The following is a 14108-nucleotide window of genomic DNA, read 5'->3' as shown; positions in this document are numbered from 1 at the left end:
ACTAAAAAGGGCGCGCGAGCAGAATCCGCAAGTGGAAGTCGTTGTCTTTAGAGACCTGTCAGAACTTCTTGGCCTGACATCGTGCTGAGGCCGCGAATCAAGTTGATGTCGATGTTGTTGCTGATAAAGCGAACCGAACCATCGCACTGCAGCGCATGAGCGCCGCCTGGATGGCGGCTGCGCATCGAAAGCAGATAGGAGAAATTCGTTCCCACGGCACACGGTTGATCGGGCGTGCTGACGCAATAGACGCTCACGTCGGGAATCGAAGTATTAGGGGGAAGATTACCGGATACTAGCGTTAGGTAAGCGTATTGCAGCAGACCACGGTAGTCTCCTTCTTTGGCGCCGACGCGGATCTCGCCCATCATCATCGTGTTCGACAAGCCATCGGTGATCCGCGCGAATTTGGTGGCGTACCCATCGTAGGTGATCGAAAAATCAAACGGCCCAGGAGAAAACGGGGCGCCATTCGCGTCGCTCTTGTCCAGATTTCCATTCCCAAGGTTCGCCGCATAATTGTACTGGACGACGCTATTGAAATAGTCCGCTTCGATGTCGCTAGGGCAGCGCATCATCGGAATTACCGTTTGACTGAGCGCGCGATTAGGAGCGGCGCTATAGAAGTTCGACTTTTCCTCGTAGGCGTCAAACATGGCGCCCTGCTCGATGTAGGGCAAGATACGACGGAACCAGGTCGAGTTGCTGACCGTTACGTTCAAGCCGGGGGTCCGCATCACGCCGATCGGCAGCGCCAGAGCGACGTCATGATAGTTATGCATCGCAATGCCCAACTGCTTCATGTTGTTGGTGCACTGCAAGCGACGAGCCGACTCGCGGGCCTGTTGAACTGCCGGCAAAAGCAGCGCGATTAAAACACCGATGATCGCGATCACCACCAAAAGTTCGACTAGGGTAAAGCCCCGTTTTTTGCTCACGAGTAAGACTCCAGCGGAAGGAACCGCGTAACGGTTTGTGGGAAGGAAGCGCTGTGGCGAAGCGCCCTTAATTCTCCACAATTGTCGGCACGAGGGGATGGGAGCTCAATGCACGCGAAATCCTATCGGTTACCGAATCGCTTTTAGGGGGGGGCGGCCTGCGACCCACTCGCGTCGGCTTTTAACGGAGAGATAACCCTTCAAAAATCGGGCAATGCGGCGTCTTGTTTCACGCAGGAACGCATTTGGCTTCATCGGAAGAGGCAGGCGAAATAGATCAGCAACTTGGATCCGGTGAGTTTTCGGCGGCCAAACTTCATGAACTCTTCACGCGGAAATCAAGCAGAAGATTCTTGATAGTTTGGCTCGAATATCATTGCGGTTGCAGATCGATTTCCCATTCCTCCTTCACCCACTCTGGAGTGACACCCAGCGCCGAGCGGCCGAAGGCCCAGTGGATCGTCTCTGCGCGTTTGGCGAAATCGGTGCAAAGCCGGCTGGGATGCGGCGTAACACCAACGCGACCCAGGTCCAGCCGATCGGCGTCCCAGCAGGTTTGCACGGTGATGTTCTCGTGCGTCAACTCGTGGGTGTGTCCGGCGCATGCTTCGTAGAGCAACTCAAAGTTATCATCGGAAATATCGATATGTTTTGGTCGCATCTTTCGTGCAAAATCAGCGGCTCGCTGACCATGACCGGGATCATAACCATCATCTACACGTTGAGAGTCGTGCAAGACAGCGAAGAGAGAAACGATTGCGACGTCGGCGCCGGTCTCAGCCGCCAAATACAAACCATTCTCAAGCACCCGCGCCCAATGCGCCACGCCATGAATGCCGCGCAGCGACATCTGATATTCGCGGAGAACTTCGGAGAGTATCGGCTGTAGGTTCAAGCCGGTTATTTTAACCGACAAATCAGCGAGTAGTAGCGTCGAGCCGAAGCTTACGCCGTTTGCCCAACCGGATGACCGCCGATGAACTCTTCGATCAACTTGCCGCAGAAGACCGGCAGGTCGTCCGGTTTGCGACTGGTTATCAGACCATCGTCGACCACGCATTCTTGATCAAGCCACTCAGCGCCGGCGTTCAGTAGATCCGTTCGCAGGCTGGGCCACGAGGTGACCTTTCGGCCTCGCACCACATCAGCTTCGATCAGGGTCCAAGGACCGTGGCAGATCGCCGCGACCGGTTTGTGCTGCTCGAAGAAGTCGCGGATGAACTCGATGCAGCGCGGATCGGTGCGCAGTGAGTCTGGGTTGGCGACTCCGCCTGGCAGAACTAATCCGTCGTAGCGACCTGAATCAACTTGATCGATCGCGTAATCGACTGAGAACTTCTCTCCCGGCTGATCGTGATGCATCCCTTGAATACTGTCCAAGGTCGGCGAAATCAATTCGACATCGGCTCCCGCTGCTCGGAGGGCTTCCATCGGCTGGGTCAATTCCACTTGTTCGAAACCGTCGGTTGCGAGAATTGCGATTCGTTTTCCCTTCAACGAGTCGGACATGCTGCCTCTCCATTCGATTGGCCTTTCCATGGGCGTCGCTAATCGGCTGGTCGCCGACGACGCATAATAAGTGAGCCCGCAGTATCGAAGCGACAAGTGCAGACAGCATGCCAACATCCAGAAAAGTCGTAAGCCGCTAATTCGACCGATCAAAGGGCCGTTTTACGGTCTCTTCACGTCCAAACTGGTCGAAAGACGACCAGGAAGAAGGCGTCACGCAGCTCGGAGAAGTTCGGGATAACCGTAGCCCGATGCGGCGTCGTTCCAGCGGCGAATCGCAACGGCGACCAAATGCCCGCCGAAAGCGACCGAAAGCTTCATCGCATGCTGCGCCTTCAGGTGTCGTCCCACTTGAGGAATGCAGTCGAGATCGCACTCGGGATCCGGATTTCGCAGGTTCGACGTCGGCGGGACAAAGCCGTCCCGCAGCGCCAGCGTGGTCAGCGCCAGCTCGACGCTGCCCGAAGCGTTGACCAGATGGCCTAACATCGATTTCAAGCTGCTGACGCAAGTCCGCTGCGCTTGTATCCCAAACGCGGCGCGAATGCCGCGGATTTCGTTGATGTCGTTCTGCTTGGTGCCGGTTCCGTGGCAGTTGATGTATTCAATATCACGCGGGCTCAAATCGCTGACCCGCATCGTGTCGGTAATCAATCGCTCCAGCGCGATGCTTTCCATATCGAGCCCCGTCACGTGATGCGCTTCCGAAAGGCAGCGGCAACCGAGGATCTCGGCATAGATTTTGGCGCCGCGAGCGACGGCATGGCTTAGGCGTTCGATCACGAACATCGCCGAGCCTTCTCCCATCACAAACCCATTGCGCTGCTTGTCGAAAGGACGGCACGAGTTTTTCGGATCGTCGCTATCCGAGAGCACCCGCATGCTGCGGAATCCGGCGGCGAAGAGTGGATCGATCGATTCTCCGCTGCCGACCAACGCGATGTCGCATTGATTGTCGCGAATGGCGCGGACGGCGCTCATCATATCGACCAGCCCGCTGGCGCAAGCGGTCGAATGGCAAATGCGCGGGCCCATCAAACCGTAGCGATTGGCGATCTGTCCGCACGAAGTGTTCGGGTAAAGCTGATTCCACCAGTTCACGCCGGTGGTGATCCAGTTGACGGGGCGGTCTTCGATCACGCTACGTCCGGCGGCGTCTCCCATATGACCGCTGATGGCGCAACCAAAGCGTTCCAGGTCAACATCGGTCAGATCGATTTGGGAATCGAGGATCGCTTCTTCCGCCGTAATGTTGTTCAACAACATCGGCTTCATGATGTCGCGACTCATGTTCGGCAAGTCGACCGGAGCACCCAGAACCATGTTGTCTGGGAGCGGCGTCAGCCCCGTCATTCGACGGATGCCGCATTCTCCGCGCTGCACCGCGCGCCATGTCGACTCACGGTCCTGGCCGACCGAAGTGATCATGCCGATCCCGGTAATGACGACAGGTTCTGTAGGGAGATGCGAAATCACGGAGTGAACCAAAAGGACGACGAATTCCGGACAGGACGACGGCTGGATAGCGGTGGACGTTGGAGCGGGGCGAAGAGTACGAAAATTTGCGATCTACCTCCACACCAATTTCTGACGCGGCTTACTGCTGCAGCGGCAATGTGGGATTTCGACCCACTTTGCCGCGGTCAGTCGCAATTTGTGGAAAACTTTACCCGCGGCGCTTGCGATTCAAGCGGGATCCGCTAAACTTCGAGTCGTGGGATTTGAGCCCACTAAGTAAAAACTTTAGACAATCTTGTGGGAAATTAGCCCGTAATCGGATTTAGGCTCCGCCCGCACAACTGTTGGGGATCTCCGCGACAGATATGGCCAGCGCAGACTTCATCCTGGGGGAATTCAATCGCAAGATTGACGAACGATTCCGTTTGTCGATTCCGACCGAATTGGCCGAACCGCTGTGCGAGAATTCGACCGACCTGATCCTGGTCAAAGAGCGACCCGGCTGTCTCAGTTTGTGGAACTCCACTCACTGGAAAGCCAAGCTCGATGCAGGGGTCAACTTGGTGAAAGCCAAGATCAACGCAGGCCGGTTAGAAGGACGCACCGCCGACGTGCAGATGCTGGGTCGCTTGTTATCGACTCGCCATCGCAACGTGCAGCTGGCGGCGAAGCAGCGGATGCTGATTCCGGAAGGATTTCGCGAGTTTTTAGGAGTTGAAGCAGGCGGAGAAGTGCTGATCGTGGGCGCCGCTATTTGCGTAGAGATTTGGCGAACCGACGCTTGGCTGGCGAACCTAGAGCAGCAGATGCCTGAGTTCGGCGGACTTCTCGATACCCTGTCGAGCTAAACCATACACACGTACCCCCGGTGAAACGTATCGACTGAACGTCAACTGAGAAAGCTGTTTAGTCCACAGCGCACCTTAGATTGATGGCAAGACACATCCAAGGATGGCACTTTCGGCATGGAAGCCGAGCTTTTAGTCGATGCAGCACCGATAAGCGGCCGTTGAATCCAGATTAGTCCCCTGGATTCAGCGGCTTTTTTTATGCGCAGCCAGCTACGAAAGATCTGTTCTCCAACGTCTTCATCTCAAAATCCGCAAGTCGAGTGAATAGGGTCTCCATTTCAAATGGCTGAGCGGCCCGCTTGGACTGGACTGGACCGATCGTTTTTTTGTCCAGGGATCGGCATTTGACATTTGCCCGGCTGTTGTCCGTCGCCAGAGCGTTGGCTTTCTAGGTTCTCGAGGGACGATCTTGTTCCCTCGTCTCGGTATTTTGGCGCACTCTATCGTAGGGAGTCGCTTGGGGATTGCTTTCGCGCTGAAGTGACCGATGTCACAAATATTCAGAATCGCATTTGATGGGCCAGCTTGGCTAATTTTTTGGCTCCATCGCCGAGCTGGGAGCCAATCGTGATTCTCGCGCACTGCAGGAAGTCGACCACGACGGCGTGTGCTTTGTGAAGAGACAAATCTTAGGAGAAGCGATCACCGCTAACCTGCGCATGTCAAAAGTCGCAAGATCCTCCACTCCGCTTCTGATCCTCGGCAGGCGCCAACGGCAGTGAGATCTCTGTGCTTACCGCTTTCGATCAAAATATCGAAATAAAACATGTTTGAATTGAGATGTGCCGTCAGGATTGCCATAAAACCCGTATTAAAACGCCTTTGTGTTGCTTAAGTGTGTAGTCGTAATTGGGGGAATAATGTATCAATTTGTGTTGGTGGTCGTTGTTATCGTCCCCTTTTACTGGATCCGCCCCCCCCATAGTCATGAGCTGTCCTATGAAACTTCACACTCGCTTCCGCCAGGGGTTCACTCTGGTCGAGCTATTGGTAGTGATCGCTATTATCGGCGTCTTGATCGCCTTGTTGTTGCCGGCGGTGCAGCAAGCGCGAGAGGCGGCGCGGCGTATGAGCTGTAGCAACAATTTGAAGCAGATGGGTATCGCGCTGCACAACTATCACGATACTCTCGGTAGTTTTCCTGCCGGATATATCTCTGCCAAGACCGACATCAATTACAGCGCGAGTAATTGGTGCGACAGTATGAGCACGCCGGTTCACGGCGGTCATGCCCCTTGGACCGTCCTATTGCTGCCGTTTATCGAGCAGCAAAACATGTATGACCAATTCGCCTGGGATGGAAATGTCTACCAGCAACGGTTCTTCGATCCCGGCGGTCAAGATGTGCCGAGTCCCAATAAGGATGTTCTGGTTCCAATGGAAGGCTACCAGTGTCCTTCCGACGCGAAGATTTTGGAGAATGAGCTGCGAGCTAGCTATCGCGGCGTGCAAGGAGGAGGTCCCGATAGCGATTCCTCGTGCCAGGGACATTCGTCGAACGTGCGTCGTTTTTACACCAACGGCACGCTTTATGTGAATTCGAGGACTCGGTTTGCTGACATTACCGACGGAACGTCGAATGTCATGGTTGTCGGCGAAAACAACCATCCGCACGACTCCGTCGGTTTTTCCTGGGCGGCCAGCGGTAAGAACGATAGCAACGGGTTGCCTGTCTGTTTGACCGGATTCCGTTACCAACTGAACGCCAATCCGTCCGGCAGTTGGGAAAGCTTCACCAGCGCGTTTCGCAGCGATCATCCCGGCGGGGCGCAATTCTTGTTCAACGATGGATCGGTACATTTTCTGGCCGAAACGACCGATCTTACGATCTCGCAAAACCTATCCAAGCGTTCCGACGGACTGCCCATCGGCGGCTACTCGCCTTAATCCTTCGAAGGAGTGAACCATGCGATTTATCTTGCTTGCTAGTTTGCTGATCGTCGGCGCTGTGGGGTGTGGCGGAAGCTCAGGCTACGGCGACCCGCTACGCGGCGATGCGACCTTTGAGGGGCAGCCGATTCCGCGCGGAGACATCATCTTGGAACCGAACTCCGCCAAAGGGAATTCGGGACCGGGGACCATTGGCAAAATTACCGATGGTCGCTATGCAACGCCGTCAGGAAAGGGAATTGTGGGAGGAGAATACTCCGTCACAATTCGCGGCTACGATGGAAAAGTAGACCCCACGGCCGAACCGGGAGCGAACAGTCCGGGCAATGCCCTATTTCCAGCGTACCGCACGGAAGTCAATATCCCGGCCGACGGTACGGAAGTCGACTTCGACGTCTCCAAAAAGTAAGACGAACACGTCGAGCTTGAAAAACGAAAAACGCGTGCTCGTGAAGAGCACGCGTTTTTTTTAGACAGTTGTGGGGCCGCCCGCAGAAAACTACTTCGGCGCTTGCTGCGACATCGCAAAGTAGCCCATGCGTAGATCGTGCAGCGCGTGTTCGATCATCTCGGCTTCGTCGGGCGAAAGATTGCCTTTGGTCTTTTCTTCGATCACGCCTAGCAGGTCGATCATGTGCTTGGCCAACGGTAGTTCGACCATGGCCTGGCCGGTTTCGGGATGTGGGATCTGTCCCATCGCGGCGAAGGCCTGGGTGGCCAGCATCGAAATGAGCATCCGAAAGTCGGGCGGCGGAAGTTTGCTGGGGTCGAACTTCGCGCTGCTGTCCGAGTCCGTGGGCGCCGCGGCGACTGGTTCTTCCGCTGCTGGCGTCGCTTCGGGCGCATCTTCGGCCCGCAGTTTTTCCTTCTCTTGCTCGACCTGTTCTTTCCAGTCCGAGTCGACGATGATCTTTTTCTCTGCTTCGGAGTCGTCAGTCATGAAGTTTGCCTCTCGGGGGGAGTATTACGTTTCGGCGGTTTCTTCCGAAGGAGAAGCGTTGGGCGCCGACTTGCTGCGACGCACAATCGCCGCAGCGACAAAGCTGGCGAACAGCGGCTGCGCCTTGATCGGCTTCGATTTGAATTCGGGATGGAACTGAACCGCGACAAACCAGGGGTGGTTTTCGTTCTCGATGATCTCGACCAGCGAGCCATCCGGTTTCAGGCCCGAAAATCGCAGCCCGTGCTTGGCGAACTGCTCGCGATACTTGTTGTTGAACTCATAACGATGGCGATGCCGTTCGTTGATCGATTCGTGCCCATACGCTTCGTGTGCGTGGCTGCCGGGGACCAACGAGCAATCCTGGGCGCCGAGTCGCATGGTGCCCCCTTTGTCGGTGATGTTCTTTTGCTCGTCGAGCAAGCAAATCACCGGGTGCGGCGAGTCTTTGGAGAACTCGGTCGAATGAGCTCCTTCCAAGCCGACCACATTGCGGGCAAACTCGATCGCGGCGCACTGCATCCCTAGGCAGATCCCCAGGAACGGAATGTCGCGCTCGCGAGCGTAGCGGATCGCATCGACTTTACCTTCAATGCCGCGTTCGCCAAACCCGCCGGGAACCAGAATGCCGTCGTAGCCAGAGAGCAAACGCTCGGCGCCTTCCGATTCGATCGCTTCACTTTGAATGCGGCCGATGCGGATTTGCGAGCGATGCGCGATTCCGGCGTGGTCGATCGCTTCGTAGATCGACTTGTAGGCGTCTTTGTGTTCGGCGTATTTGCCAACGACGGCGATGCTGATTTCGGTCTCCGGATTGCGGAGCGTGTGCAAGATCTCTTGCCACTGCGTCAGATCGATATCGCCGCGGGGAAAACCAAACTTCTTGGCGATCAGGTGATCGAGCCGGTTTTCGTGCAGGCTAAGCGGAACTTCGTAGATCGAGAAGTCCTTGTCTTTCTCTTCGATGACCGCTTCGATCGGCACATTGCAGAACAGGGCGATTTTTTCGCGATCGTCATGGCTGAGATTGCGTTCGGTGCGGCAAATCAGGATGTCTGGCTGAATACCGATTTCGCGCAATTGACCGACCGAGTGCTGCGTCGGCTTGGTCTTCAGTTCGGCGGCCGCCTTCAGGTAGGGGACCAGCGTCAGGTGGATATAGAGACAGTTTTCTTTGCCGGCGGTCAGTGAGAATTGGCGAATCGCTTCGAGAAACGGTTGGCTTTCGATATCGCCGACGGTGCCGCCGATCTCGGTGATCACGACGTCGGTTTCTTCGTCCCCGAGCTTCTCGATGACGCTTTTGATTTCGTTGGTGATGTGGGGGATGACCTGGACGGTCTTGCCCAAAAACTCGCCGCGGCGTTCTTTGTTAATGACCGATAGGTAGATCTGACCCGTCGTGTAGTTGGCGTCGCGGGTCAGCGGGCTATTGGTGAAGCGTTCGTAATGTCCCAGGTCTAAGTCGGTTTCGCTGCCATCATCCAGCACATAGACTTCGCCGTGCTGGTAGGGGCTCATCGTGCCGGGATCGACATTGATATAGGGGTCGAGCTTCTGCAATTTCACACGGAGCCCGCGTTGCTCGAGCAGCATGCCGATGGAAGCGCTGGTCAACCCTTTGCCGAGTGAACTGACCACGCCGCCGGTCACGAAAATATGCTTGGTCATGAACCTTCCCTGCAAGTGCAGAACTACTGCTGCTAGCGTAAACCGAGAGACGTCACCGCCAGACGATCGGCAGTGATCGATAATTTGCGTCAGAAATCCCTAATCGCCCTCAGGCAGTTGCTTAAGGGCGTGAAAGACGCAAGAGACTGGATCGGCCAGGACCGTCAGCCCTGGGGCTTTATCTTAGCAAGCAAGCCTGCGGCTGACAAATGCCGCATAGTCGGCGGGAGTATCAATGCCGGACGACGCTTCGTTGACCACGCCGACATGAATCGACTCGCCCATCGACAGAACTCGAAGCTGTTCCAGGCTTTCCAGCTTTTCGACTTCGGTCCGCGGCGCCGCGGCAATCCGTAGCAGAAAATCACGACGGTAGGCGTAAATCCCCAGGTGCATCAAAAAGTGGGGGGGCTCGGCCTGGAGAACGGCGTCATCCCATTCCCGCACGAACGGGATCTGGCTCCGGCTAAAATAGAGCGCTTTCCCCGTTTGATCGCAGATCACTTTGACGCAGGCCGGGTCGGCGAGCTGGGCTTTGTCACGAATCGGCGTCGCCAGCGTTCCCATATTGTGGCCGGGATTCTCTTCCATCAGCTGGATCAACGCGTCAATCGAGGTTGATGCGATCTCGGGTTCGTCCCCTTGGACGTTCAGCAGCAGATCGAACTCGGGCAATTGCTGGGCGGCTTCGGCCAGACGATCGGTTCCGCTGGCGCACGACTCGCTGGTCATGATCACGTCGCCGCCGAACGCCAAAACCGCGTCGCGGATCGAAGGGTGGTCGGTCGCAATGACCACCTTTTCGGGGCGCAACGCTTCAATCGCCGCTTCATACGTGTGTTGGATCAACGGTTTGCCGGTTTCGGCCAGCAACATCTTGTGCGGCAAGCGGGTCGAAGCCAGGCGAGCCGGGATAATAACGGCAGTCCGAAGATGGAGACGAAGCGGAGCTTGGGGAGCCATGACGACCTTCCTTGGCCTAAGAAAACAGAATTCGATCGCCGGATTGTAAATTCGGATCAAATAAAACAACTAGACCAATTTCTCTCATCCACCTATTCGATGTTCTGAGATCGGCCAATTTTTGCTAGTTTGCCAGGATCGGGGCGGTACCCTTTTCGGGGTTTTCGTCCCCAATCTGTTCGTCCTATCGGGAGCGTGCGATGTGCGGCATCGTTGGAGTAGTCGGAGATCGACAAGCGGTCGATTTCATCGTGCAGGGGCTGCGTCGGCTGGAATACCGAGGTTATGACAGCGCCGGGATCGCCGCATTGGACCCCGGTGACGCCGAGATCAGCGTTTGCAAAACCGCCGGACGAATTGACAATTTGGCCTCGCGCCTCGCTAAGCAACATATCGTGGGCGCGACCGGAATTGGCCATACCCGCTGGGCGACGCATGGCCCGGCGACGGAAACCAACGCCCATCCGCACGTCGGCCAAGGCGGCGAGGTCGTCCTGGTGCATAACGGCGTGATCGAGAATTACGCCAAGCTAAAAGAGACGCTGATCGCTCGGGGGTATGAGTTCGCCACCGAGACCGATAGCGAAGTGATCGCCCATCTATTGGAAGAGTGCCGTCGCCGTCGGCTTGCTGACGCCAAGCCCGGGGCCGTTCCGACCGACCAACAACTGATCGACATTGTGCAAGATGCGCTGGCCCAACTGCGCGGCACCTATGGCCTGGCGATCTTGTTCAAGCAGCGGCCTGAGTTGATTGTGGCGGCGCGACTGGGCAGTCCCTTGGTGGTCGGCGTCGCCGACGATGTCCACTATTTGGCGAGTGACGCTTCGCCGCTGGCCGGGTTCACCGACAAGATCGTCTACCTGGCCGATCATCAGATCGCGCTGCTGAAGGCCGACTCGCTGCAGGTTCGGCATCGCGATCATGGCGCGATCGAGCATAGCGTCGAAGTGATCGAGATCGACGCGTCCGACGTCGATCTGGGCGGCTACGAACATTACATGCTGAAAGAGATCTTCGAGCAGCCGCAGTCGATCGAAAATACGATGCGCGGGCGGCTTAGTCTCGACGATGCGACCGCGGTTTTCGGCGGCTTGAATCTTTCGCCGCAAGAGCTGCGCGGCGTCGATCGAATTCTTTTGACCGCCTGCGGCACCAGTTGGCATGCGGCGCTCGTGGGCGAGTACATCATTGAAGAGATGGCCCGGATCCCGGTCGAAGTCGAATACGCGTCCGAGCTGCGGTATCGCAATCCGCCGACGCCGCGGCGGACGCTGGTCTTTGGGATTACGCAAAGCGGCGAAACGGCCGATACATTGGCCGCGCTGCGAGAAATGAAACGCAAAGGGCACCCCACGCTGGCGATCTGTAACGTGGTCGGCAGCACGATCGCACAAGAGGCCGACGGCGGCATCTATTTGCATGCGGGCCCAGAGATCGGCGTCGCGTCGACCAAGGCCTACACGTCGCAACTGGCGGTGATGGCGATGCTGGGGCTTTACTTCGGCCGCTTGACGCATCTCAGCTTTGACCAAGGGTATCGCATCATCGAGTCGCTGCAGAAATTGCCTGCCGCGGTCGAGAAGGCGCTCGAGTCGAATGACGCCGCCCGCAAGATCGCCGAGAAGTACCAGGCGGCGAGCAACTTTCTGTATCTCGGACGGCACTTTAATTTTCCGACGGCGCTGGAAGGGGCTTTGAAGCTGAAAGAAATTAGCTACATCCATGCCGAAGGCTACCCGGCCGCCGAACTGAAACATGGACCGATCGCGCTGGTCGACGAGCAAACGCCGAGCGTCTTTATCATGCCGCGCGGCGTCGTCTACGACAAAGTGATGTCGAACCTGGAAGAGATCAAAGCCCGCAGAGGTCCGGTGATTGCGATCGCCAGTGAAGATGACGACCAGGTCGCCAAAATCGCCGACGATGTGATCCGCATCCCGATGGTGGACGAATTTTTGCAACCGATCGTTTCGATTATCCCGCTGCAACTGTTGGCCTATCACATCGCTCAGCTGCGCGGCTGTGATGTTGATAAGCCGCGGAATTTGGCGAAGAGCGTGACGGTCGAATAGTCGACCTCCGCCATCGCGGCCAGCGACGCCTGGATTTGACTTGATTTTCCCGCTGCGGCGAGATATCACGAAACTTCTCGTCAGTTTCAAATCAGGGGCCATTGATGCCGATTCCGGTTGAATGTCCGCAATGTCGCGGAGCGTTTCAGGTAGCCGACAAATTTGCCGGGCGCAAGATCCGTTGTCCGAAGTGCAAAGCGGCGGTGATCGAGATCGCTGCGATCGCGCCGGAGCCGTCTCTCCCGGAAGATCTGCTAAGCGGGCTGGACGACACGTTCGCAAACGAGACCACGTTGGCGCCGCCGCCGAAACGACGAAGTTCCGCTAGTGGTCAACACGCGATGCGGACTCTATTGATGGTTGGCGGCGGTTTGGTGGCGGTGGTTGTTTTGATCGGCGGCCTGGCGATCGCCGGGCTGTACGCCTGGAATGTCGCCAGTCAGTCGAGTTCGCGCCATGCGCCGCCAGTTGCGTTAGGGGGCGAAGCGGGACCTGATTTAAGCGTCTCTGCGACGGGTGCGACCCCGGTTGCCGCCGATTCGGGAATAACCGATCCGAATCAGAGCCAGGGGTTTCGCCCTAAAGACTACCCGATCGAATTGACGTTTCCGGCCGGACCGATCAAGCGGGAGCAGGTCGCCGGTCTCGAGCAGTATCGCTGGGAAGTTCCCCCAGACTACGATGTCTCTCGCGGCGTCTTTATCGAGGTCAAGTTGATCATCGTGCCGCGGACAGGCAACGACACCGACACCGAGGCGATCGAATCGGCCAAGCAGCGCGTGCGTCCACTTCCTCCCGACGAAAGCCAGATCAGAAATCCGCGCCAAGGCAATACGAAGATTAACGGCCATCCCGCTTTCACGGTGATGTTCGAGATGCCGTCGCGCCGCACGCGGAACTTCGGCGTTTACGTTTCAGATCAAAGGGCGGTTTACATTTTGTTGGCGACGGCTGACGCCAACTTACCTCCTTACAAGTGGCAAGAGATCGTTCAATCGATTCGATTTACCGATGTTGTCGCGGCGGTTTCGCCGGTAAAAGCGGAGCCTCCCAAGGTTGCAGCGGCGCCGAAGCCGCGACCGACGATGCCAGAGCCGCCGAAGGCGGCAAGTAGAACAAAATCCATTCTTGACTCATCGGCAATCGCCGCGGATGTCGCAGCGTTTTGGAGCGGCGGAGTCAAAATGCGATCCAGCCTGCATCCGTTTGAAATTGAATTTCCCTCGAATCAGGTCATCGCCTTTCCTAAGACGCGGAACGAGGACGGCAAGAAGACGACCGTGCATTATCTGCAGCGGCTTGATGCAGGATTGGTCGATGGCGAATTCATCTTGAACAACGATTTAACGCGATTTTTCGCTACGGTCATTGATGTGCGAGTGGGGCCGCGGACGGGGGACAAAACGGACGAAGAACTGGTCCAGTCGATAATCGACGCGGCGGCAACCAGCACTGCACGGGGTGCGCTGATGGAAGCGAAGGAAACTCGGCACGAAGGCTTTATCGCCGTCGATGTTGCGTCCGCCATCGAATCAGATGTTGTTGGACCGGTGGTTTTCGAAAGATCCCGGATTGTTCTTCACCCGACAGGCGTTTACGGGATCTTGGTTCGAGGGAAAAAAGCGAGTGTCGCGGCAGATCGATTTATCAAGTCGTTCCACTTCCTGGATGAACCCGGCAAGCCAGGAGACGGTTCGCGGCTGATCCCTGTCGCCGCATTCGATCGTGCCTTGCCAACCAGACGTAACCTGGCGGGGCAAGCGGACCCGGACGGGCGATATTTCTTATGGGAAGACATTGCGGTCGAGTAGCG

At 56.8% G+C, this 14108-nt stretch carries 12 protein-coding genes; 5 read left to right on the top strand and 7 right to left on the bottom strand.

Annotation, left to right across the window (positions count from 1 at the left end; translation table 11 throughout):
- Positions 1-47 precede the first annotated feature (47 nt).
- From DSM3645_RS23195 to DSM3645_RS23180, 4 genes are all read right to left on the bottom strand, one after another.
- Positions 48-938, bottom strand: coding sequence for a DUF1559 domain-containing protein (locus tag DSM3645_RS23195; RefSeq protein ID WP_002655054.1), 891 nt, complete (start codon positions 936-938; stop codon positions 48-50).
- A gap of 373 nt (positions 939-1311) precedes the next feature.
- A complete protein-coding gene (locus tag DSM3645_RS23190; RefSeq protein ID WP_237564917.1) occupies positions 1312-1854 on the bottom strand; it encodes a hypothetical protein in 543 nt (180 codons plus the stop codon).
- A 29-nt stretch (positions 1855-1883) separates the two neighbouring features.
- Positions 1884-2447, bottom strand: a complete 564-nt coding sequence (locus DSM3645_RS23185; protein ID WP_002655052.1) for a type 1 glutamine amidotransferase domain-containing protein — start codon at positions 2445-2447, stop codon at positions 1884-1886.
- A 213-nt stretch (positions 2448-2660) separates the two neighbouring features.
- Positions 2661-3923 carry a beta-ketoacyl-[acyl-carrier-protein] synthase family protein gene (locus DSM3645_RS23180; RefSeq protein WP_040352956.1) on the bottom strand — a complete coding sequence of 421 codons (1263 nt, stop codon included), beginning with the start codon at positions 3921-3923 and terminating at the stop codon, positions 2661-2663.
- Positions 3924-4270: 347 nt separating this feature from the next.
- On the opposite strand from DSM3645_RS23180, the gene DSM3645_RS23175 reads away from it, so the two are divergent.
- From DSM3645_RS23175 to DSM3645_RS23165, 3 genes are all read left to right on the top strand, one after another.
- Positions 4271-4753 carry a division/cell wall cluster transcriptional repressor MraZ gene (locus tag DSM3645_RS23175; RefSeq protein WP_002655050.1) on the top strand — a complete coding sequence of 161 codons (483 nt, stop codon included), beginning with the start codon at positions 4271-4273 and terminating at the stop codon, positions 4751-4753.
- A gap of 942 nt (positions 4754-5695) precedes the next feature.
- Positions 5696-6643 (top strand): DUF1559 domain-containing protein, encoded by a 948-nt coding sequence (locus DSM3645_RS23170; RefSeq protein WP_002655048.1) that lies wholly within the window; start codon positions 5696-5698, stop codon positions 6641-6643.
- A gap of 19 nt (positions 6644-6662) precedes the next feature.
- Positions 6663-7055: a hypothetical protein gene (locus DSM3645_RS23165; RefSeq protein WP_002655047.1), complete on the top strand. Its 393-nt coding sequence runs from the start codon at positions 6663-6665 to the stop codon at positions 7053-7055.
- A 90-nt stretch (positions 7056-7145) separates the two neighbouring features.
- Here DSM3645_RS23165 and DSM3645_RS23160 read toward each other — a convergent pair whose 3' ends face one another.
- The 3 genes from DSM3645_RS23160 to kdsB form a co-directional block, all read right to left on the bottom strand.
- Positions 7146-7586: a DUF1844 domain-containing protein gene (locus DSM3645_RS23160; RefSeq protein ID WP_002655046.1), complete on the bottom strand. Its 441-nt coding sequence runs from the start codon at positions 7584-7586 to the stop codon at positions 7146-7148.
- A gap of 24 nt (positions 7587-7610) precedes the next feature.
- Positions 7611-9257: a CTP synthase gene (locus tag DSM3645_RS23155; protein WP_002655045.1), complete on the bottom strand. Its 1647-nt coding sequence runs from the start codon at positions 9255-9257 to the stop codon at positions 7611-7613.
- Positions 9258-9440: 183 nt separating this feature from the next.
- Positions 9441-10220 carry a 3-deoxy-manno-octulosonate cytidylyltransferase gene (kdsB, locus tag DSM3645_RS23150; RefSeq protein ID WP_002655044.1) on the bottom strand — a complete coding sequence of 260 codons (780 nt, stop codon included), beginning with the start codon at positions 10218-10220 and terminating at the stop codon, positions 9441-9443.
- A 200-nt stretch (positions 10221-10420) separates the two neighbouring features.
- Between kdsB and glmS the strand changes: the two genes are divergently transcribed.
- Positions 10421-12295 carry a glutamine--fructose-6-phosphate transaminase (isomerizing) gene (glmS, locus tag DSM3645_RS23145; protein WP_002655043.1) on the top strand — a complete coding sequence of 625 codons (1875 nt, stop codon included), beginning with the start codon at positions 10421-10423 and terminating at the stop codon, positions 12293-12295.
- Positions 12296-12399: 104 nt separating this feature from the next.
- Positions 12400-14106 (top strand): hypothetical protein, encoded by a 1707-nt coding sequence (locus DSM3645_RS23140; protein WP_002655042.1) that lies wholly within the window; start codon positions 12400-12402, stop codon positions 14104-14106.
- Positions 14107-14108: the final 2 nt, after the last annotated feature.

The sequence above is a fragment of the Blastopirellula marina DSM 3645 genome, from assembly GCF_000153105.1.
In the GTDB taxonomy this organism is placed as follows: Bacteria; Planctomycetota; Planctomycetia; order Pirellulales; family Pirellulaceae; genus Blastopirellula; species Blastopirellula marina.
The sequence above is the reverse complement of the archived record's forward strand: the minus strand, read 5'-3'. Positions and strand labels throughout refer to the sequence as shown.